Here is a 20,960-nt window from a genome sequence, read left to right as displayed (position 1 = left end):
GGGTACTGGCTACGTATCGCGTGTCGGGACCAGGCACGATCCACCTGCCTGTACTCGAAGGAATTCATGATTCGCGTTGCATCGGTTCCGTCCTCGCACGCCTATGTCCGACACCTGCAACCCGTCGTCGGCGACTCCGCACGCGCGGCGTCGGCAGACCCGTCGGCGGTGATGGTGCTACCCGATCCGGCCCCTGTCCGTGTCGACGTACCCGGCCAGTGGTGGCCCCCACGACTGCTCGATGCTCGGTGGCTCGCCGAGCAGACCGACGTGCACTTCGATGTTCTACACGTGCATTTCGGTTTCGAGTCCTTCGCCCCGGACGAGCTCACCCGTACCGTCGACCATCTGCGCGCCCACCGGCAGCCGTTGGTGCTGACGGTCCACGACCTGCACAATCCCCATGTCGCGAACAACGCCGATCATCTGCGACAGCTGGACGTACTTGTTCGCGCGGCCGCCGCCGTCATCACTCTCACCGCGGGAGCTGCTGCCTGGATTCACGATCGGTGGGGCGTGGAGGCAACGGTGGTGGACCATCCGCACGTCGTGCCGCTCGAGCGGATGGCACACCCGCGCCCGGTGTCGGACTCGTTCGTCATCGGCGTCAACGCCAAGAACCTGCGGTCCAACATGGATCCGTTGGCTGTGATGGATGCGGTGGTCGAGGCCGCACGATCGCTACCCGACGCCACCGTCCGGTTGGACATCGACGAGGACGTGTTCGAGTCCTCCAGTCATTGGTACAGCCCGACGGTCGGCGCAAAGTTGCTGGACTACACGAGTTTTCCCGATGTCGACGTGCGGGTGCACGAACGTTTCGACGACGACGCGCTGTGGGACTATCTGTCGTCGATCGATGTTTCGGTGCTGCCGTATCGTTTCGGAACACACTCGGGCTGGCTCGAGGCCTGCCGCGATCTCGGGACCTCCGTCGTCGCGTCCGACTGCGGCTTCTACGCAGATCAGGCCCGGGTGCACAGTTTCCGAATGGGTATCGATTCGTTCGATCCCGCCACCCTCGTTGCTGCCGTACAGGCATCGCACGCCGATCGAACGCCGGCGGTCGAACCGGGCGTTCGCGCGGAGCAACGACAACGAATCGCCGCAACTCATGCCGCGATCTACTCAGCAGTGACAAAGGAGATGCGTTGAACGAGAACCCACTTCGCATCGCGGTGCTGGCGTCGTCGAGTTTTCCGGTGGCACAGCCCTTCGCCGGCGGTCTGGAGGCACACGTCTACAACCTGGTGCGCGCGCTCACCCAGCGTGGGCATCAGGTGAGTCTGTTCGCTGCAGACGGATCGAGCGTCGACCTGGATGCAACGCTGCTGCCGGTCCGAACGTTGGATCTGAGTCCGATCTCCATCGCCGACGTGGCGATCACACCAACCGCGATCCGCGAGCATCACGCGTATCTGGCCGTGATGCTGGAACTTGCCGGGACGCTGTCTCGGTCCTTCGACATCGTGCACAACCACAGCCTGCACTACCTGCCGCTGGCGATGTCGGCGACGCTGTCGGTACCGATGGTGACGACACTGCACACACCGCCGTTCGCGTGGCTCGAGTCCGCAGTTGCGCTGGCCCCTTCCGGTGCCAACACATTTGCCGCGGTCAGCGAGTTCGCCGCCTCGCAGTGGGCCGATGTCACCGCCGGAACCGTCGTCATTCGCAACGGAATCTCATTGGAGGAGTGGCCGTTCGGCACCGGCGGTGACTACGTGGTGTGGTCGGGTCGGGTGGTTCCGGAGAAGGGGCTGCACCTGGCCATTGCGGCGGCGAAGGAAGCAGGCCGCTCGCTGCGCATCGCCGGACCGCTGAGCAATCTCGAGTACTTCCACGAGTTCGTCGAACCGATGCTCGACGAGAACATCCGCTACGTCGGACACCTCGATCAGCCCGCCCTGGCGGCGTTGGTGGCCGGTGCCGAGGTAGCGCTCGTCTCGCCGGTCTGGTCCGAGCCGTACGGCCTGGTGGTGGCGGAAGCACTGGCCTGCGGCACTCCCGTCGCCGCGTTCGCCAGGGGCGGCATACCGGAGATCGTCGACGCCTCGTCGGGAGTACTGGTGGCGGCCGACGACGTACACGGCCTCGCCGCAGCGATCCCCGCGGCGGCAGCGCTGCGCAGGCCCGACGTCCGGGCGCGGGCGGAGCAGGTGTGCTCGATGGACCGGATGGTGGACGAGTACGAGGCGCTGTACCACTCGACCCTGGACGCGCACGTCGAGAAGCTCGACGACCGGCTCGCGATCGCATGATCGGGTACTACGCGCACCACCACGGGGTCGGTCACATCACGCGTTCCGACGCCATCGCACGGTCGATGGGCGAGCCGATGACGGTGCTGTCCTCGCGCGCTCGACCGGCAGCGCATGCGGCGACCGAGTGGATCTCGCTTCCCCTCGACGTCGACGATTCCGTGGAAGGCGATGCGGCGGAGGACAGTTCGGCGGGAGGGATGCTGCACTGGGCGCCTCACGACGTGGACGGTCTGACCGAGCGGATGGCGATCATCGCGGAGTGGGTGGCGCGCGAGCGGCCGCGGGCAGTGGTGGTCGACGTATCGGTCGAAGTAGCGATGTTCCTGCGGCTCATGGGTGTTCGCGTGATCGTGATGGCAATACCCGGGGGGGCGGGATGATCCGATCCACAACCTCGCCTATCGGGCAGCGACCCACATCGTCGCACCGTGGTCACGCGAGATCTACGATCCGACGTGGCTGCGTCCCTTCGCGGAGAAGACCACCTACGCAGGCTCCATCAGCCGATTCGCCGAACGGGAGCGAGTCACTGCCGACGCCGATCCGACAGTGGTGGTTCTGGGTGCCGCCGGTGGCACGGAGTTGACCCGAGACCTGGTGGACTCGTGGTCGGCGGTGGACGCCCGATTCGAGTTCCGCGCGCTCGGCGTCGCAGGCGGCGACTGGGTGGACGACGTGTGGCCGGTGTTGTGTTCGGCAGCACTCGTCGTCACGCACGCCGGTCAGAACGCCGTCGCCGACGTAGCCGCGTCGGGCGCGCCCGCCATCGTGGTACCGCAGGCTCGACCCTTCGGCGAGCAGTCGGCCACCGGACGAGCCCTGGCCCACGGGTCGGTTGCCGAGGTGCTCGATACGTGGCCGTCCGTCGCGCGGTGGCACGCTGCGGCGAACCGTGCCCTCGAGATCGGTGGCCGTCGGTGGTCGGCTTTGCGTACCGAGGGTGCGCCCGCCCGCGCCGCCAGGGCGATCGAGCAGGCCGCCCCTCGGACGGTGCGACAGTGAAGATCGTCGTCGTCACCGTGGTGTCCGGTCGACACGAGCACCTGGCCGCTCAGGTGCGCGGTCTGCGAGGCAGCCCCGAGGAACAGGTCGACCACATCGTCGTGTCCATGGGCGACGACGCGATAGTCGACGTACTCGCTCGATCGGGATCCGCAGCGACGTGCATCGAGATGCCCGCGCAGCACCCACTCCCGCTGGCGAGCGCCCGTAATCTGGGCGCGGCCGCGGCACTCGATCGCGGCGCGGAGTTGCTGGTGTTCCTGGACGTGGACTGCATCCCCGGCCCGGAGATGGTCGAGCACTACCGCTGTGCGGCAACGCTGCCCGGCAACGGGCGATCGCTGCTCTGCGGTCCGGTGACCTATCTGAAAGAGAAGGACATCGGTGCCGAGGGCGAGGCTCTGACGTTGCTGACCGCGCCGCATCCGGCGCGGCCGAACCCACCGGTCGGCGCCGTCGAGCACGGAGACAACTTCGATCTGTTCTGGTCGCTGTCCTTCGCGGTCGGGGCAGCGACCTGGACCGCACTCGGCGGTTTCTGCGAGGACTACACCGGCTACGGCGGTGAGGACACCGATTTCGCTGCCACCGCGGAGGCGTCGGGCATGGGGTTGCGGTGGGTCGGTGGGGCGCACGCCTACCACCAGTTCCATCCGGTCTCCGATCCTCCGGTGGAACATCTCGACGACATCGTCGCCAACGCGCGCACGTTCTTCGATCGATGGGGTCGGTGGCCGATGATCGGCTGGCTCGACGCCTTCGCCGCTCGCGGCCTCGTCGAGTTCGACGGCTCCGGGATTCGCCGCGTCGTTTCGTGAGATGGACGAGGTGGCGCCCGCACAGCAGTGAGGGCGACCGGCGTCGATGCCGATCGCCCTCACCGAGGTGAAGCCTTGCCGATTGCTACCCGCCGGTGACTAGCCGCCGGTGATGGGCGCGTTGAATGCGCACGGGATCGACCTCGTGGGGAAGCCCTTCGGATCCAGTGCATTCTTCACGATGCCGATCGCGCGAGGCGAGACCGAGATCGACAGGTGATCCGACAGATCGATCTCGCAACCGTTCTGCAGGGTGACGTTGTTGACCGTGGCACCGGGGCCTGCGGTGAGGAACGTCGTCTTGTACGGGGTGACGACCTCGTCGTACTTGGTGCCGATCACGGTGTACTTGATGCCGGGGTCGGTGTCACCGCCCACTGCCAATCCCTTGACCAAGTCCGAGTCGATTACCTGGTCCGAGGCAGCGGGTCCGGCGATGGCTCCGACGACGCCGAGCACGTTCAGGCCCAGGTTGTTGATCGTGCGACCCAGGGTGCCGATACCGACGAGTGTGGTGCCGTGGTTCGATCCGGCGACGCTGACGACGGTGTTCACCTTGTTCTGCGTCGGGTCGGCCGGATTGGCTCCGCCCTCGAAGCGCAGGTACTGGCGGGTCACGAGTCCACCCTGGGAATGGCCGACGATGTCGACCTGAGCGGACCCGGTGGCGGCGCGCACCGCGTCGATGTAGGTCGCGATCTCCTTCGCGCTCGACGCAACCGATGCCGTGCCGCGCAGCGACTCGAGGTTGCCGACGATGCTCGAGTCCTTGTCACCGTAGTTCAGCGCGAAGATGCAGTAGCCCTCCTTCTTCAGCGCAGGCGACATCCGCGCGAAGTTGTTGTAGGCGTTCTCCCAGGTGCCGTGCAGCAGCACGACCGGGCGCGGATGCGCTGCCGACGGCTTGCAGTTCCAGTCGTTGGCACCCTGAGGAGCGACGTTGGGGTTGACGATGCTGTAGAGGAATCCGGCCAGGAAGTTCTTCTGCTCCGGTCCGTAACCCGTGGTCTCGGTCCGTGGGTCGTAGGTGATGGTGGCGGGAGCGGCGGATTCGATGCTCGGCTGGGCGATACCCTGGTCTGCGGCCTTGGGTGATGCCTCGGTCGGGCCGGGCGGAACAACCGTGTCGCCCTGCACGGTGGCAGGCGGAGCGGGCGTGGTGGCGGGCTGTGCCTGCGCTGCAACACCGGTACCGAGGGTAAGTGAGCACGCCATTGCCGCGATCATCGCAGCGCGCACCGTCGTTGCCTTCCGCGTTGTGCGGAAGGTGGACCGAGAAGTGGTCATGGAGCCTGACTTTCGACGAGGGTTGTTGGACAAGGCGGAACAGTAAGCGCGGATTTCGGTCGTTTGTGCTCTCCTGCCAGGCGTTTGGAATCTGCCTGTAACCGACGCGTCATATGTGAGAGAACGTCACAACTGAGTTCTCGGGTCCCGAATCTGGATGGACTGCCGGATATATTCGGAAAAACAATCCACGGGTTTGGTTGTTGTTCTACTGTTCGTGTGTCTGCTTCTCGCCCGGTTTCGATCGGTACGGATGCATGCGCGCGACGTCGAGACCGAGCGATCTTTCGAGATGGCAGTCCGGCAGGAAAACAAACCTGAAGTAGGTTTCGAGTTCGAGGGGTGGGGTCGGGTTGACGGCAGCAGAGAGCGTGCACGTGTCGCAGGAGGAGTACGTCAGCGGGCGACGGGCCTCCGACCGTCTGCGGACGCCGAGAGAGACTGCCGCACGCATGCTGGATCAGTACTTCGGTGAACCCGAGGACACACCACCGCCGCGCGAGTGCGCCCGCGGTGAGCTCGACGACATGACGACGACGTGCTGCGAACTGGCGACCGGAGTCCTCGAATCCGGTCGGCTGCCGATACCCGGTGCCATGGACGTCTTTCGCGATGCGGCAACCCGGTGGGCCCGTGACGGTGTACCGCTCGGCCGTATTCAACATGCCGTCAACGAGGGCTGCGCACTGGCTGTACAACAGGCACCGCGATCGGTCGGCGAGGGTGCCGACGATCGGCTCGTCGACGGAACCGTACTGGTGATGGAACTGTTGGACGTCGTCACCGCGGCCGTGTCCGATGCCTACCTGACCGAATTCCGGACGCTGACGCAGAACGGTCCCCGTCACGACGTGGAACTGCTCGATGCGCTGCTCACCGGTGACGGCACGGCTCGCAAGATCGCCGATCGGATGGGTACGCTGCTCGCCGAGGACTATCACGTTGTGGCCCTGCACTTTCCGGCCCACGCCGACGAAGGGGGCCGACGGATCGACGCCGCAATGATGGCGGCTCGGAAGCTGCGAAGAATCCACACAGCGTTGGCGACGTTCGACGCGGAGTGCCTGCCCATCGCCTCGATCAGTCCCACCGGCGGAACCGTCCTACTGCCCGATGTTCCCGGTGTCGACATCGGGGAACTGGTCGATCGTCTGGCCGACGCGGGTCAGGTGGCGGTGACCGCGACGACCGGGTCGGCCGCGATCGACGACATCGCCACGACCGCGCCCCACCTGTACGAGCTGCTCGGTCTCGTGCGGCGGCTCCGGTACGCGCCCGGGACATACCGAATTTCGGATCTCGTGTTCGAGTACCAGGTGAGCAGGCCGGGCCTGGGGCGCAAACATCTTGTGACACTGATCGATCCGCTGCGCGATTCGGTCGACCTGTTGCCGACGCTGCAAGCATTCGTCGACTCGGACTCCAACCGAAAGAAGACGGCCACCTGGCTGACGGTGCATCCCAACACCGTCGACTACCGCTTGAAGAGGGTGGAGCAGCTCACCGGACTCGATCCGATGAAGCCGTCCGGACTGCGAAGACTGCATGCTGCTCTGATCGCCGACCGCCTCGAAGCCCGTCGCGTTCCGGTGGACGAGCGATCACTGTGACCGCGCCGGACGGCGCGGTGTTCGCAGCATCGGCGGCGCTCGATTCGGTGGAGTCCGTCGCTGCTCTGTTTCAGCCCGTCGTCGAACTGGCCACCGGGGTGGTCGTCGGATACGAGGCTCTGGCCAGGTGGCCGTCGCCGAGCCTGGCCGTTCCCGAGGACGTGTTCGCGCTGGCCCGAGAGCGCGGGATGGTGGGTCGCGTCGACGTCGCATGTCGCGCCGCCGCGCTGCGGGCGGCGCGCGAGCGTGCGTATTCGCGTCGGGTGCGCTTCTTTCTCAACATCGAGCCGGGCTGCTTCGTCGACGAACGCGACGTCGACAGCCACCTCGATGCGATCGGTGACGACCTCGACGTCGTCCTCGAGATCACCGAGCGAGACCTCGACCGAAACGTCCCGTTGCTGATGGCCCTGGTTCGAGGAGCCCGCGCTCGCGGTATGTCGGTGGCCATGGACGACGTCGGTGCCACGCCTGCAACATTGGAATTGTTGGCCGCCGTCGCGCCGGACATCGTCAAACTCGACGCGTCGATCATCCGGTCCCCGTATCGGTCACGCGCCGCGGTGCGGCAGGTGCGGGCCTACGTCCGCACGAGCGATGCCGTTCTGCTGGCAGAAGGAATCGAAACCCGCAGACATTTGCGTCGCGCCAGGTCCCTGGGAGCAACCCTCGGCCAAGGCTGGATGTTCGGCCGTCCGTTGCCGCTGCCGAATCCGCAGATCTGATCGGTGGCAGGCAACGAAGAAACCCCGCACCTTCGACAGCCGGGGCCTGGGTGCGGGGTTTCGATACGACCGATCGAGACGATCAGTTCGTGAACTTGTCCTTGATGTTGCCCGCGGCGTCCGAGACGTCGTCGCCGACCTGCTTGGTCTTGCCCGACGCCTGATCCTTTGCGCCTTCGGCAGCAAGATCGTCGTTGTCGGTCTTGTGGCCGATCTTTTCTTTGGCGTCGCCCACGAGCTCTTCTGCCTTGTGCTTTGCCTTGTCGATGAAATCAGCCATGGTGAACTCCTCGAGATCGATTGTTCTATCCGTTCTCGAGGAGCTATACCCGTGAGAGTCCGCAGTAATCATCGATGCGCGTGCGGGTAGTGCCGGGGTGATCGGGGTAGTCCTCGACAATGGATACAGAGATCGGTGCACAGCCCCCGCACGAGACCCCATCGCCCGAACACCGGCGTCCGAGCGGAGTCGACGATGCGACCGTGGCCGCAGTGGGAAAGATGTCCGAGGCGCTCGAGTGCGTGGAGCGGGCCAGGGGACACCTCTACTCGTTCCACCAACTGATGGGGCATTCCGACCTGCTGCTGGGGGAGGCCGTCGAGGCACTCGCCGAGGCAGATCACGACGCGATCGCGCAGCGAATCGACAACGACATGATCGGCAGGAACATCGCACCGGGGCGCTGGACGTTCCAGCTCGTCGAGGAATTCGACGACGGATACTGGAGCACGTTACGCGAACACGAGCGGGCCGTCCGGGACGAATTGCTCGACGGACGTCGCCACGTCTTCGAGGCCGAGATGAAGGAGAAGCGTCGAACCCATGGCCGCAGCGGGCACGAGGCGAAGCCGTCCGACTGACCGTCCGCCCACAAAAAAGCACCGATCCCGCCGGTTGTCGGCGAGGTCGGTGCTGGAGTGTGAGTGTCTAGCCTGCTTGCTTCGCCGCGTCGACCTCGCTGGTCGCGTTGGCGGTGGACAGCTGGCCACCGGAATTCTCCAGGTGCGCGCGGACGAACCAGTGGAAGAGTTCGAGCTGTGCGCTCTGGCCGATGAGCATGTCCTCGGTGACGGGGTCGATCTCGCCGACCTCCTCGATGTTCTTGCGAGTGGTCTCGATGACTCCGGTGTAGACCAGGTCGAGTGCTCCGAGGTGCTCGATGGCCGTCGCGCGACCGATCGAGTAGTCGTCCCAGCTGCGCTCGGAGACGATGGTGCCCGGTGTGCCCTTGGCCGAGGAGCCGAGGGTCGCGATGCGCTCGGCGACGTCGTCCGCGAATCCGCGAACTGCTTCGACCTGAGGATCGAGCATCTCGTGTACCGAGATGAAGTTGGGTCCGACGACATTCCAGTGAATGTGCTTGAGCGTCAGATGGAGGTCGTTGTACGCGTTCAGTCGATCTTGCAAGATCTCGGCGACGCGTGCGCCCTTTTCCGAGGTGAGTCCGGGAACGGTGTACGAGTTCTTTTCAGCCATGTGCAGGGATTGCCCCATCCCCTCGGAACACAAACATGCCCCGCCGAATCGAACTCGGCGGGGCATGTGTGGTGCGGGATCAGGACTTGTCGAGTCTCGGTGAATCCGTGCCCGACGTTCCGGTGGACGGGGTGCCTGCCGAGGATGTTCCGTCCGTCGGATCGACGATCGGGCTGTCGGCAGCGACGTCGTCGATCACGTCGGCACTGTCGTCTTCGGCCGGGGGATTCTTCAGGCTCAGGATGATCGAGCCTGCCAGGACCACGATGATGACCACCAGGCTGACCAACGAGGGGATCTCGGGGATCGAGGTGCTGATCACCTTGTGTCCGGCCTGGAGGATCAGCTTGACGCCGATGAAGGCGAGGATGATCGCCAGTCCCTTGGACAGGTAGTGGAACTTCTCGAGCAGCCCTGCGAGCAGGAAGTACAGGGCACGAAGGCCGAGGATGGCGAACGCGTTCGAGGAGTAGACGATGAACGGGTCGTCGGTCACCGCCAGGACGGCGGGAACGCTGTCGACTGCGAACACCAGGTCGGCGGCTTCGATTGCCACCACGACGGCGAGAAGTGGCGTGGCCACGCGCTTGCCGGCTTCCTTGACGAAGAACTTGGTACCGGAGTACTCGTCTTGGACCGGGATGATCTTGCGCAGCAGACGAACCGCGATCGAGTTGCCCGGGTCGTACGACTCCTCCTCGTCCTTCATCAGCTTGTAGGCGCTGTAGAGAAGGATGGCTGCGAAGACGAACAGAACGGCAGCGAACTTGCTGACGATGGCCACACCGGCGGCCAGGAAGATGGCACGGAAGACCAGGGCACCGATCACACCGAAGAACAGCACGCGGTGCTGGTACTCACGGGGAACCTTGAAGTAACCGAAGATCAGCGCGAAGACGAAGAGATTGTCGACGGACAGACTCTTCTCGAGCAACCAGGCCGTCGTGTATTCGACTCCGGCCGTGGTTCCCAACGTGAAGAACACCACGATGCCGAAGATGATGGCCACGCCGACCCACAGGGCGCTCCACCATGCGGCTTCCTTGAAACCGATGATGTGGGCACCGCGGTGCGCCAACAGGTCGATGGCCAACAGGATCAGTACGACGGCACCGAATGCCGCCCATGCCCACCACGGGACGACGTTCATGAACGGCCACCTCTACTCGTGAATTTGCTGCCGAGTTGCTTCAACTTCGCCTGATTCTCGGGCTTGGTCGCGTACCGACGTGCCTGATCGATCATCTTCTTGCCCTGTGGGCTGCGAGCGAACGATGTCAACTTCTGTGTCAACGACGCCATCTGTCACACGCTCCTTTTCGTTCTCGTCTGTCTTTTTCCTACCGATGTTCCGGCCGTGCGTTCGGGCCTCGGCGGAAAACGTTCGGTCATTCCGCGACTACTCCAGTGTGACTGTTCGCTTTCCTGCAGGCATGGTCGTTTTGCGGACACGTTTCGACCGATTTCGTTGCCCGGTTACGGCAATCAGAGCAGTTTCTCCCCGTCACGACGACGAGCGCACCTCGGGCCAGTCGAGCAGCTTCGCTCCGAGTACCGCCGTGTGCAGCGCGAATGCCTCGACGGGGTTGCCCACATTCTGCCCGGTCAAATCCTTTATTCGAGACAATCTGTAGGTGACCGCCCGCACCGACAGGTGCATCCGTCGTGCGGTGGAGGCGGTGTTCGCCCCGGTGTCGAAGTACACCTGCAACGTCTCCAGCAGCGGACCCGCCCCGCCTCGCGCGCCCAGCAACGGTGTCAACAACGTATCGACCAGATCGGCGATCGCCGCACGATCGCTGATCAGGACGCGGTAGACGAGCAGATCACGAGCATCGACGACAGATGCGTCGAATCCGAGCGAGGCGGCGAGATCGAGTGCGTCGAGGGCTTCCCGGTACGACGCCGCGACACCCACCGCCCCGCTGCGCGGCCGGCCGATCCCGATCTGCGTCCGGCCGTACTCTCCTTTGCGACGGAGATCGACCGATTCGCTCGACGCCGACGTACCGAGTGCGCGTCCCACCCGGTTGAGGACGTGGTCGACGGCGTCGAGGTCGGGTGCCGGGAACACCAGGATCAACCGGTCCTGCTTGGTGGCCACGAGCAACTCGGCGTCTCCCTTGCTGCCCTGCACGCTGCGCTCGACGAGGCTGATGGCAGAGCTCGCGTCGGTGAACGGCTTGGTCGACGTCACCACGGCCACCACGTGGGGACTCGACAGGTCGAGGCCGAACGTCTGCGCGCGCCCGAGTACCCCGGCGACATCGGAGGTGCCCGAAAGTAGATCGTCGACGAATTCACGGCGGGCGAGTACCTCGGCTCGCACGAGAGTGCGCCGGGCGAGCTGAAATCCCTCGGCCAGTTCGGCCACCGCGTCGTCTACCGCGCGCAGCATCACCTCGCCCGCGGTGACCACCCCGGCGGGGTCATCCGCGGCGGCGACGACAGCGGGTAGTTCTCGCCACAGCCGCCACGCCGAGGTCAGGTACAGATCCAGCAATGCCCGCAGTGCGACGCCCGCGCGGGCAGCAGCATCGCCCTGCGCTCGAAACTCGTGCAGCTGCCCACGGCTCAGTGGCACGCCGGCATCGACGGCGTCGGCGAGGACGTCGAGAAAGCTGCCCAGCAGAGCGACGTCGAGTCCGCCGGCGTCCGACGCTGCCTGCGCCGCGACCGAATCCAGCGGTAGCGCATCGCGCTGTGTGACCATCTGTTCTCGTGTCTCCCATCCGGACTCGAGGTCAATGGTATGCATCGCGGACGCGGCGGAGAAACGGATCGGTGTGTGAATCGACCGATTCCACCGCGTGTTCGGCGTGCGAGAGGCGGTATCTGAGAGCACAATCAGCCGATCCGCACCGTTCGTCTCGACATTGGGAGTGCCGGCCATGACATCGTCGAACAGACCTGCATCGAGTCTGCGATCGCAACTGCTTCGCAAGAAGCCGATCGTGGATCCGGACCAGCAGAGCAGTGGCGGGTTGGAACGGACCATCGGCACCTTCCAACTGACGATGTTCGGCGTCGGTGCCACCATCGGAACCGGTATCTTCTTCGTCCTCTCGCTCGCGGTTCCCGAAGCCGGTCCCGCAGTGGTGCTCTCGTTCCTCGCCGCGGGTATCGCGGCCGGTCTCGCCGCCATCTGCTACGCCGAAATGGCATCGGCGGTACCGGTTTCGGGCTCGACCTACTCCTACGCGTACGTGACGATGGGCGAGGTGGTCGCGATGGGCGTCGCCGCCTGCCTGTTGCTCGAATACGGAGTGTCGAGCGCTGCCGTTGCCGTCGGGTGGAGCGGGTACCTCAACGAGTTGTTGAACAACCTCTTCGGCTTCACCATCCCGCACGCGTTGTCCGCTGCGCCGGGTGACGCCGATCCCGGCATCATGAATCTGCCTGCAGTGGTGCTGATCGTGCTGTGCGCCGTTCTGCTCATTCGCGGTGCGAGCGAGTCGGCGGCCGTCAATGCAGTCATGGTCGTCATCAAACTCGGTGTGCTGGCGCTGTTCGCAATCGTCGGATTCACCGCCTTCGACTCCGGCAACTTCTCGGACTTCATGCCTTTGGGCGCAGCAGGCGTGACGGCGGCCGCGGGCACGATCTTCTTCTCGTTCATCGGACTCGACGCGGTGTCCACCGCGGGCGACGAGGTGAAAGATCCGCAGAAGACCATGCCGCGCGCCATCATTGCGGCGCTGATCGTCGTCATCGTCTTCTATCTCGTCGTGGCCGTGGCCGCCCTGGGGACTCAGCCGTGGACCGACTTCGCCGGCCAGGAGGAAGCCGGGCTGGCGGAGATCCTGCGCAACGTCACCGGGCAGGCCTGGCCGGCAACGATTCTGGCTGCAGGTGCAGTCATCTCGATCTTCTCGGTGACCCTGGTGACGATGTACGGGCAGACTCGCATCCTGTTCGCCATGGGCCGAGACGGCATGTTGCCCAAAGCTTTCGCCAAGGTCAGTCCGCGCACACACACGCCGGTCAACAACACGATCGTCGTCGCCGTCGTGATCTCGATCCTGGCCGCGTTCATTCCACTCGACAAGCTGGCGGACCTGGTGTCGATCGGCACCCTCGTCGCGTTCATCGTCGTGTCGATCGGAGTGATCGTGTTGCGCCGCTCGATGCCCGATCTCGAACGGCCGTTCAAGGTTCCTGGATACCCGGTGACTCCGGTGCTGTCGGTTCTCGCCTGCCTGTACATCCTGTCCGGACTGCACTGGACCACGTGGTTCTGGTTCGGGCTCTGGCTCGCGGTGGTGTTGGCGTTCTACTTCCTGTGGGGTCGGCATCATTCGGCGCTTCGATCGGTTGGGAAGGATGCGGAATGAGCGTCCTGATCGCCTTCGCGCCGGGGAAAGGCAGCGTGGGTGCCCTCGACCTCGGTGCCCAGCTCGCACGGTCGTTGGGCACCGAGATCGATGTGGCGACGGTGGTGCCCAAGCCGTGGTCGACTCCGTCGATGGCACGGGTGGATGCGGAGTTCGCCGACTGGGCAGCGACGACTGCAGCAGAGTCGGAGGCGAAAGCGCGCCACTACCTCGAAGATCGGGCACCCGACATCACCGCGTCGTTCCACCGATTCGCACACCGCTCGGTGTCGACGGCCTTGACCGAGGCGGCCGAGAACATTTCGGCCTCGGTACTGGTTCTCGGCTCCTCGGGCGACGGCGCACTCGGGCAGGTGGTCGTCGGGTCGACGGCAGACAAGCTTCTGCATTCTTCCCCGGTGACCGTGGCACTCGCTCCGCGTGGCTACCGCATGCGCGACCGTGCCACTCTGACGCGGATCACCAGCGCGTTCTCCGGTGACAGCGAGGCCTCGCGCGTCGTGGGCCCGACCGCCGAACTCGCCCGCGCCGCGGGCATTCCGCTCCGCCTCGCCTCGTTCGTCGTACGTGGGGCGACGATGTATCCGCCCGAAGTCGGCCTACGCGTCGAGGACGACGTCGCCACCGAACTCGCCGTCGGGTTGAGCGAGGCCTTGACCGCAGCAATGGACGACGCAGTCGCAGTAGGGCTTCCGGCCGAACAGGTGACAACCGAACTGGCCATGGCAAGTAGCTGGCGCGAGGCCCTCGACGAAGTTCAGTGGCAGGACGGCGAAGTGCTCACCATCGGTTCGTCTGGGCCGCTGGGGCCGATCGCTCGGGTGTTCCTCGGGTCGCGGGCGACCAAGATCATCCGACATTCGCCGGTGCCGATCCTGGTGCTGCCGAGGCAGTGACGTTCTATCGGTTGAGAGCCAGCACCGAGAGCAATTCGTAGGCAACGTGTGCCGCTGCTATTCCGGTGATTTCGGCGTGATCGTAAGCGGGTGCCACCTCGACGATGTCGGCACCGACCACGTTCAGGCCGACGAGTCCACGCAGGGTGTTGAGCAACTCTCGGGACGTCATGCCACCGGCCTCGGGAGTGCCGGTACCCGGCGCATGCGCCGGGTCGAGAACATCGATGTCGACCGAGACGTAGACCGGGCCGCCGTCGAGGCGTCGGCGCATACGTTCGACGATGCTGGCGACGCCGTCGACCTCGTAGTCGTCGGACCGAATCACCTGGAAGCCGAGCACACGATCGTCCTCGAGGTCCTGCTCGCTGTACAGCGGGCCGCGAATGCCGATGTGCTGTGAGCGTTCGAGATCGATCAGACCTTCCTCGCTGGCCCGTCGGAACGGTGTGCCGTGAGTGTAGGGAGCACCGAAGTACGTGTCCCACGTATCGAGGTGCGCGTCGAAGTGCAATACCGCGATCGGCCCGTGATCGCGTGCGAGCGAACGCAGAATCGGCAGTGCGATGGTGTGGTCGCCGCCGAGAGTCAGAACCGAGGAGCCGTCGGCGCGTAGGTCCGTCACCGCGTCGTGCACCGTGGTCAGTGCCTCGGTGATGTCGAACGGATTGACGCCGATGTCGCCGAAATCCGCCACCTGTTGGCGGGCGAAGGGTGAGACCTTCAGCGCAGGGTTGTAGGGCCGCAACAGTTTCGAGGCCGCTCTGATGTGTCCCGGGCCGAAACGTGCGCCGGGGCGGTAGCTCACACCGGAGTCGAACGGAACGCCGAGGATGGTCACATCGGCCCGGGACACCTCGTCGAGACGGGGAAGCCGGGCGAACGTGGTGGGCTCGGCGTAGCGGGGGACCTTGGTGGCGTCGACCGGACCGATCGGGGTGTGCTCGGGATTGCTCGGGTTCATCGAGAATTCCTTCCGAATTGTCAGGAGTCCGGTGACAGTTGAGTCGACCAGTTCGCCCGGCAAGCGTTACTCTGATGCTCGATCTTGTCAACACGAGTTTCCTGAAGGGCGATAACGGTGTCGGTTGCTACGTCGGTCGAGAACGACGCACCGCGTATCGGTGCGCGGCTGAAGGAGGCTCGGCAGAAGAAGCGACTGACCCTCGACGCGCTGGCCGACACCTGTGGAGTGACCAAGGGGTATCTGTCCAAGCTCGAACGCGACCAGGTCAATGCGTCGGTGGCGTCCCTGGTTCGGGTCTGCGCCGCCTTGGAGCTTCCGGTCGGCTCGTTGTTCGACGACGCCCCGTCCGGTGAGGTGGTCCGGGCGCAGTCGTTGCCGCGCATCATGTTCGGCGGGGAGGCGATGACCGAGTACCTGCTGACACCGGTGGGGGAGCGTCGGGTGCAGGTGCTGCTGGGGGACATCGAGGAAGGTGGCGGCAGTGGCGCGGAGGCGTACACCCTTCCGCTCGATGTGACGTTCGTGCATGTGATCTCGGGTGAGCTGCGGGTGACCTTCGAGGCCGAAGCGGACCGTACGTTCGCGGGCGACGAGGTGCTGCTCGGTCCGGGCGACGCGTTCACCTTCTCGCCGCGTCGCCGGCACAGCTTTCGAGCCGAAGGCAGGGGCGGTGCTCAGGTCCTGTGGGTGTTGGCACCCGCGCTACCCGAGGAGTTACCTACGAGGAAACAGGAGTTGTCGCCATGACCGTGACCGTATCGCTGTTCCAAGGGCCCGAACTTGCCGGCGATGTCGACGCGAACCTCGCCGCACTCGACGACGCAGCGAGGAGCGCGGCTGCGGCCGGCGCGTCGATCCTGGTGACCCCGGAGATGTCGGTCAGCGGATACGACATCGGTGATCTGGTGCTCGAACGAGCCGAACCGTTCGACGGTCCGATCTTCGAGAAGGTGTCGACGATCGCTCGATCCCACTGCGTTGCAATCGTCTACGGATACCCCGAGAGCAGTGGTGAATCCGTATTCAATTCGGTCCAGGTGATCGACGCATCCGGGCTGTCGATCGCGCGCTACCGCAAGACCCACCTGTTCGGTGAACTCGATCGCGCTCACTTCGCTCCAGGGGCGGAACTGTTGGTGCAGTTCGACTTCGGGGGTCTTCGGTGCGGTCTGCTCACCTGTTACGACGTCGAATTCCCGGAAGCCGTTCGCGCGCACGCCGATGCCGGTACGCAGTGGTTGATCGTTCCGACGGGACTGATGACTCCGTTCGAGATCATCGCTACCCATGTCGTCCCGACGCGGGCGTACGAGAGCCAGCTGTTCATCACCTACGTCAACCGGTGCGGCACCGAGACGAGTCTGACGTATTGCGGGCTGACCTGCGCCGTCGCGCCGGGCGGTGCCGACCTCGCGCGAGCCGGCGCGCACGAAGAGCTTCTGACAGTGGATCTGGATCCGGCCGAGCTCGCTCGATCCCGTGCGGTCAACACCCACCTGGCCGATCGCCGAACCGACCTCTACCCGACAGGACCCTCACGGGCCGAGCAGGAGACCGACCGATGACCACACCCGTCACCCCGGACAGCGCGATCGAATCCGAGGCCGACCAGCCGCTCACCATGTTCGGTCCCGACTTCCCGTTCGCCTACGACGACTACCTGGCGCACCCGGCCGGCCTCGGACGTGTTCCCGACGCTGCCCTCGGTACGAAGGTTGCAGTGATCGGCGGCGGACTCGCCGGCATGGTCGTCGCCCATGAATTGCTCAGGCTCGGCCTGGAACCCGTTGTGTACGAATCGGATCGGATCGGCGGCCGGATGCGGTCGGTGCCGTTCGAGGGGCACCCGGGTGTGGTGGCCGAGATGGGTGCGATGCGGTTTCCGCCGTCGTCGACTGCACTGTTCCACTACCTCGACGCAGTCGGGCTCGAGACCACGCCGTTTCCGAACCCGCTGGCAGAGGTGACCCCGAGTACGGTGATCGACCTCAAGGGCGAGAGCCATTACGCCCAGAAGCTCGAGGATCTTCCGCCGGTGTTCGCCGAGGTCGCGGACGCGTGGAACCGGACGCTCGAGGATCACGCCGAGTTGGTTCCGCTGCAGCGTGCCATTCGCAGGCGCGACGTTGCCGAGATCAAGCGAATCTGGAACGAGCTGATCGTGAAGTTCGACGACCAGACCTTCTACGGATTTTTGGCCGCATCCGAACACTTCTCGTCGTTTCGGATGCGTGAGCTGTTCGGCCAGGTGGGATTCGGAACGGGTGGTTGGGACACCGACTATCCTAATTCGATTCTCGAGATCCTCCGCGTCGTCATCACGGCAGCGGACGACCACCATCGCGGAATCGTCGGCGGCTCACAGCAACTGCCGATGCGGTTGTGGACCGACACGCCTGCGAACATGGCGCACTGGCCCGCGGGCACATCGGTGGCCTCACTGAACGGCGGCACCACGATGTCGCGCGTCACCGAGATCAGACGCACCGACGGTGGCACCACGATCCACGACGACCGCGGCAACATCCGTACGTACGCGGCCGCCGTCGTGACCGCCCAGAGTTGGATGCTGCTCAGCAACATCAGGTGTGACGACGATCTGTTTCCCATCGACCACTGGACCGCCATCGAACGCACCCACTACATGGGTTCGACCAAGGTGTTCGCACTCGTCGACCGGCCGTTCTGGAAGGACAAGGATCCGGTCACCGGCCGCGATCTGGTCAGCATGACGCTGACCGACCGAATGAGTCGTGGCACCTACCTACTCGACCAGGGCGAGGGCAAGCCTGGGCTGATCTGCCTGTCCTACACGTGGTCCGACGATTCGCTCAAGCTGCTGGCTCTCGACCCGACCGAACGCATGAACATCATGCTGCGCTCGCTCGAGGAGATCTACCCGGGCGTCGATTTCCGCAGCCACATCATTTCCACCCCGGTGACGCTGTCCTGGGAAACCGAACGCGATTTCATGGGTGCCTTCAAAGCCAACCTGCCGGGTCACTACCGCTACCAGGAAAGGCTGTTCACTCACTTCGTGCAGCACCGACTCGACCCGCGACATCGAGGAATCTTCCTAGCCGGCGACGACATCTCGTGGACGGCGGGTTGGGCCGAGGGTGCCATTCACACTGCACTGAATGCGGTGTGGGGCGTCGTGCATCACTTGGGCGGTTCGTCGGCAGCAGGCAACCCGGGGCCGGGCGATGTGTTCGAGTCCATTGCTCCGCTTCGGTTGGGCGACTGACCTTTCGGAGGCAACGACCTGGGTGTGCGCTCGTCGAACACGAACAGTGCCAGAGCGATGGTCAGCATGACGGCGACGACCCAGATCGCCCGTAGCCCGAACAGCTCCACCGCGACTGCGCCGAGCAGCGCCCCGCCGAAGAATCCCGAGATCACCGCGCCGAACCGTCGGGCGCGGGTACCGGCCTCCAGATCGTGTTCGACCACCCGATGGAATGCGGCCATCGCCATGCTACGGAGATTCCCGGTCGTCATGGTGGTGTTGAACGGCGAATCCACCAGCACGCGAAAGGTGGTCACCTGCACGCCGGCAACGTGAGCGAGGATCACCGAGACCACCGCATCGGGCACGGTCGCCGGCAGAAATCCGACGACGAGGACCACCAGGATCTCGAACACCAGCACCGCCCGCACCGGTCTTCGCACGATCTTCGCAACCGCGGGCAGCGCGATGAATTCCGCGGTCGCGACGCCCAGGACGAAGGCCGCCAACGGCGGCAGAAAGGCCAGCGCCTCGATCCACCTGCCACCGGCGACATCGACACCGAGCAGCACCACGTTGCCGGTCTGCGCACCGGCGAACACGCCGCCACGGGTGATGTAGGTGTACGCGTCGAGGAATCCGCCGACTGCCGCCAGCAGTACTCCGAGCCGAACCGATTTCGCAGTTGCGACGGCGATGTGGGGTTCGGGACGAGGCGTGGTCATCGGGAAATCCTGACACGTGTGCCGATATTCACGTTGTCGCGGCAAGCAGTGAGAGCAACAGTTCGGCTCGCACCCGCGCCGACGTCAGATCCACCGCGAGCAATTCCTCGCACCGCGTGATCCGGTTTCGCAGCGTGTGACGATGAACGGACAGGTGCGCCGCAGCGGTTTCCCAATGCCCGTTCGCCTCGAGGAAAGCCCGAAGCGATCCGACCAGATCGGCGGAATGGGTGCGGTCGTACTCGGCCAGTACCGCGATGGTCACGGCAGCCATGGCACGCAACGACTCCTGCACCGGTTCGGAGGCCAACAGCATCGATCCGGTGAATTCGACGATCCGGTCGTGGGGACCCGCCGCGGCGCATGCGAGTGTGGCCTGCCGCAGCGCCGTAGGCGACTCGTCGATGTTCAGCCGGGAACTGATGCCTGCACACGTCGACCGAGGGAGTGAATCGACGAGGTGAGCAACGAACCGGGCGTCGTCGGAGCCGCGCAGCAGTAGTTCGCAGCCGGTATCGGTGTTACGGGCGTAGGTCGGCCGCGCGCGGACCCGGCACTCGGCGTCGACTGCCTCGGCGATGCGTTCGGACGGTCCGCGAATCACCGCAACCCTGATGTGGGAGTCGTCGTCGGCAGCATCGGCGAGATAGCTCGGTAGGGCCGTATCGTCGGAAGACAAGAGATGTCCGTCGAGCAACAACCCGAGCGCGAGAGTGTTGAGCCTGGACTGCTCGGCGCGCAGTCGTGCCGGCTTCTCGAGGTCGAGCGTCACCAGTGATACCGCGTGTCCCAACAGGATCTGCTCGACCCCGGTCATCGGCCCTGTGGTGCGAATGGCCAGGAAGGTCGGAGCGCCACCGGTGATCGCAACCGAATGCAGGGTCACTGTGCGCCCCGGTTCGCTCGCCGACACGGTGGCGGGAGAGGACGACGGCCGGATGCTGCTGGCGATCTCGCGGGCCTGCTCGACGAGGTCGGATGCGTCTGCGGGATGAAACGACTCGGTGCGCCGGCCGATCAGCGCCACCGAGGTCGACGTGGCAACGGCCAGCTCACGGACGATCGCGTTCACGCCGCCGTGCAGCGCTGCCCGAGTGATGCGGTTCTGCACCGAGGCCGCGCGAACGACCTGCTCGTACTCCTGCTCCGAGATTCGCTTCATGACCGCGCGGATGACGGCTGCGAACGGAGTGTCGTAGGGGACCTCGACGACGGGTAGGCCCACGTCCTCTGCCGCATCGAGAATGTGCTGGGGAATCGTGCTGTGCGACAGACCGATTCCGAATCCGAGGCAGGCGACGCCCGCGGCCGCCAAGGTTCGGACGTAGGTGCCGAGAGCTGGGCCGTCGGTGTCGAACCCGAGCCCGGTCGTCAGAATCAGCTCGCCACCCGACAGCCAAGGGCTGGGGTCGGTGAGCTCGGTCGCCTGCGCGAAGGTGATGGGTACGACGCTGCGTTCGGGTCCTCCGCGGTGACTCAGGCGGAGGTGTTGCTGCCTCAGCAGCCAGGACATCTGCACGCTCACCTGTCGAACTCTAAACCCCGGGTCGACGAAACGGAGTGCAACCAGCCCTTCGAATGGACGAATTGGCAGCAGTCCTGGGCGGTCGACCGGTCGCATACTTG

The 20,960-nt window shown here is 65.1% G+C and carries 22 protein-coding genes; 13 read left to right on the top strand and 9 right to left on the bottom strand.

From position 1 onward, the window contains the following. Positions 1 to 66: 66 nt before the first annotated feature. The 5 genes from AYK61_RS08790 to AYK61_RS08775 all read left to right on the top strand — a co-directional run bounded on the left by AYK61_RS08790 (position 67) and on the right by AYK61_RS08775 (position 4,084). Positions 67 to 1,155 (top strand): glycosyltransferase family 1 protein, encoded by a 1,089-nt coding sequence (locus AYK61_RS08790; RefSeq protein WP_121870521.1) that lies wholly within the window; start codon positions 67 to 69, stop codon positions 1,153 to 1,155. Next, positions 1,152 to 2,261 carry a glycosyltransferase gene (locus AYK61_RS08785; RefSeq protein ID WP_121870520.1) on the top strand — a complete coding sequence of 370 codons (1,110 nt, stop codon included), beginning with the start codon at positions 1,152 to 1,154 and terminating at the stop codon, positions 2,259 to 2,261. The genes AYK61_RS08790 and AYK61_RS08785 overlap by 4 nt, the downstream gene beginning before the upstream one ends. After that, a complete protein-coding gene (locus AYK61_RS27765; protein WP_259467973.1) occupies positions 2,258 to 2,644 on the top strand; it encodes a hypothetical protein in 387 nt (128 codons plus the stop codon). Before AYK61_RS08785 ends, AYK61_RS27765 begins: the two co-directional genes overlap by 4 nt. Before the next feature lie 169 nt (positions 2,645 to 2,813). Beyond that, complete coding sequence (locus AYK61_RS27760) at positions 2,814 to 3,266, top strand: glycosyltransferase (protein ID WP_259467972.1); 453 nt, start codon at positions 2,814 to 2,816, stop codon at positions 3,264 to 3,266. After that, a complete protein-coding gene (locus tag AYK61_RS08775; RefSeq protein WP_121870519.1) occupies positions 3,263 to 4,084 on the top strand; it encodes a glycosyltransferase family 2 protein in 822 nt (273 codons plus the stop codon). Before AYK61_RS27760 ends, AYK61_RS08775 begins: the two co-directional genes overlap by 4 nt. Positions 4,085 to 4,183: 99 nt before the next feature. Here the strand turns inward: AYK61_RS08775 and AYK61_RS08770 are convergent, their stop codons facing one another. Continuing rightward, on the bottom strand, positions 4,184 to 5,371 hold the full coding sequence (locus tag AYK61_RS08770) for a triacylglycerol lipase (RefSeq protein WP_121870518.1): 1,188 nt from the start codon (positions 5,369 to 5,371) through the stop codon (positions 4,184 to 4,186). Positions 5,372 to 5,724: 353 nt separating this feature from the next. On the opposite strand from AYK61_RS08770, the gene AYK61_RS08760 reads away from it, so the two are divergent. Next, positions 5,725 to 6,981 (top strand): CdaR family transcriptional regulator, encoded by a 1,257-nt coding sequence (locus AYK61_RS08760; RefSeq protein ID WP_147458300.1) that lies wholly within the window; start codon positions 5,725 to 5,727, stop codon positions 6,979 to 6,981. Further along, the gene (locus AYK61_RS08755) at positions 6,978 to 7,706 is read left to right on the top strand and encodes an EAL domain-containing protein (protein ID WP_259467971.1); all 729 of its coding nucleotides are present in this window, start codon (positions 6,978 to 6,980) and stop codon (positions 7,704 to 7,706) included. Before AYK61_RS08760 ends, AYK61_RS08755 begins: the two co-directional genes overlap by 4 nt. 82 nt (positions 7,707 to 7,788) lie before the next feature. Here AYK61_RS08755 and AYK61_RS08750 read toward each other — a convergent pair whose 3' ends face one another. Continuing rightward, positions 7,789 to 7,986 carry a CsbD family protein gene (locus tag AYK61_RS08750; RefSeq protein WP_121870515.1) on the bottom strand — a complete coding sequence of 66 codons (198 nt, stop codon included), beginning with the start codon at positions 7,984 to 7,986 and terminating at the stop codon, positions 7,789 to 7,791. Positions 7,987 to 8,105: 119 nt separating this feature from the next. Here AYK61_RS08750 and AYK61_RS08745 point away from each other — a divergent pair, with 119 nt between their 5' ends. After that, positions 8,106 to 8,567 (top strand): hypothetical protein, encoded by a 462-nt coding sequence (locus tag AYK61_RS08745; protein WP_121870514.1) that lies wholly within the window; start codon positions 8,106 to 8,108, stop codon positions 8,565 to 8,567. A gap of 67 nt (positions 8,568 to 8,634) precedes the next feature. On the opposite strand, the gene AYK61_RS08740 is transcribed toward AYK61_RS08745, so the two are convergent. The 4 genes from AYK61_RS08740 to AYK61_RS08730 form a co-directional block, all read right to left on the bottom strand. Then, positions 8,635 to 9,183 carry a Dps family protein gene (locus AYK61_RS08740; RefSeq protein ID WP_094611891.1) on the bottom strand — a complete coding sequence of 183 codons (549 nt, stop codon included), beginning with the start codon at positions 9,181 to 9,183 and terminating at the stop codon, positions 8,635 to 8,637. A gap of 79 nt (positions 9,184 to 9,262) precedes the next feature. Next, positions 9,263 to 10,333: a TerC family protein gene (locus tag AYK61_RS08735; protein ID WP_121870513.1), complete on the bottom strand. Its 1,071-nt coding sequence runs from the start codon at positions 10,331 to 10,333 to the stop codon at positions 9,263 to 9,265. Next, positions 10,330 to 10,485: a hypothetical protein gene (locus tag AYK61_RS27245; RefSeq protein ID WP_183130214.1), complete on the bottom strand. Its 156-nt coding sequence runs from the start codon at positions 10,483 to 10,485 to the stop codon at positions 10,330 to 10,332. The genes AYK61_RS08735 and AYK61_RS27245 overlap by 4 nt, the downstream gene beginning before the upstream one ends. Positions 10,486 to 10,687: 202 nt before the next feature. Continuing rightward, entirely contained in the window at positions 10,688 to 11,896 is a 1,209-nt protein-coding gene (locus AYK61_RS08730; RefSeq protein ID WP_121872579.1) for a CdaR family transcriptional regulator, read from the bottom strand. Between the two features lie 178 nt (positions 11,897 to 12,074). Between AYK61_RS08730 and AYK61_RS08725 the strand changes: the two genes are divergently transcribed. Then, positions 12,075 to 13,517: an amino acid permease gene (locus AYK61_RS08725; RefSeq protein WP_121870512.1), complete on the top strand. Its 1,443-nt coding sequence runs from the start codon at positions 12,075 to 12,077 to the stop codon at positions 13,515 to 13,517. After that, positions 13,514 to 14,413 (top strand): universal stress protein, encoded by a 900-nt coding sequence (locus AYK61_RS08720; RefSeq protein WP_121870511.1) that lies wholly within the window; start codon positions 13,514 to 13,516, stop codon positions 14,411 to 14,413. The genes AYK61_RS08725 and AYK61_RS08720 overlap by 4 nt, the downstream gene beginning before the upstream one ends. Before the next feature lie 4 nt (positions 14,414 to 14,417). Here AYK61_RS08720 and speB read toward each other — a convergent pair whose 3' ends face one another. Next, the gene (gene speB / locus AYK61_RS08715; protein ID WP_121872578.1) at positions 14,418 to 15,377 is read right to left on the bottom strand and encodes an agmatinase; all 960 of its coding nucleotides are present in this window, start codon (positions 15,375 to 15,377) and stop codon (positions 14,418 to 14,420) included. A 117-nt stretch (positions 15,378 to 15,494) separates the two neighbouring features. On the opposite strand from speB, the gene AYK61_RS08710 reads away from it, so the two are divergent. From AYK61_RS08710 to AYK61_RS08700, 3 genes are read left to right on the top strand one after another with little or no spacing between them, the layout of a single operon-like run. Continuing rightward, positions 15,495 to 16,127, top strand: a complete 633-nt coding sequence (locus AYK61_RS08710) for a helix-turn-helix domain-containing protein (RefSeq protein WP_121870510.1) — start codon at positions 15,495 to 15,497, stop codon at positions 16,125 to 16,127. Continuing rightward, positions 16,124 to 16,945: a carbon-nitrogen hydrolase family protein gene (locus tag AYK61_RS08705; RefSeq protein WP_121870509.1), complete on the top strand. Its 822-nt coding sequence runs from the start codon at positions 16,124 to 16,126 to the stop codon at positions 16,943 to 16,945. Before AYK61_RS08710 ends, AYK61_RS08705 begins: the two co-directional genes overlap by 4 nt. Next, positions 16,942 to 18,627: an NAD(P)/FAD-dependent oxidoreductase gene (locus tag AYK61_RS08700; protein WP_121870508.1), complete on the top strand. Its 1,686-nt coding sequence runs from the start codon at positions 16,942 to 16,944 to the stop codon at positions 18,625 to 18,627. Before AYK61_RS08705 ends, AYK61_RS08700 begins: the two co-directional genes overlap by 4 nt. Here AYK61_RS08700 and AYK61_RS08695 read toward each other — a convergent pair. After that, a complete protein-coding gene (locus AYK61_RS08695; RefSeq protein WP_121870507.1) occupies positions 18,543 to 19,334 on the bottom strand; it encodes a YoaK family protein in 792 nt (263 codons plus the stop codon). The two genes, AYK61_RS08700 and AYK61_RS08695, sit on opposite strands and share 85 nt — an antisense overlap. A 28-nt stretch (positions 19,335 to 19,362) precedes the next feature. Next, entirely contained in the window at positions 19,363 to 20,859 is a 1,497-nt protein-coding gene (locus AYK61_RS08690; protein WP_121870506.1) for a PucR family transcriptional regulator, read from the bottom strand. Positions 20,860 to 20,960: the final 101 nt, after the last annotated feature.

It is taken from the genome of Rhodococcus sp. SBT000017 (assembly GCF_003688915.1).
Classification (GTDB): domain Bacteria; phylum Actinomycetota; class Actinomycetes; order Mycobacteriales; family Mycobacteriaceae; genus Rhodococcoides.
Note: the sequence above shows the minus strand (reverse complement) of the source record. Positions and strands in the feature narration are given on the sequence as shown.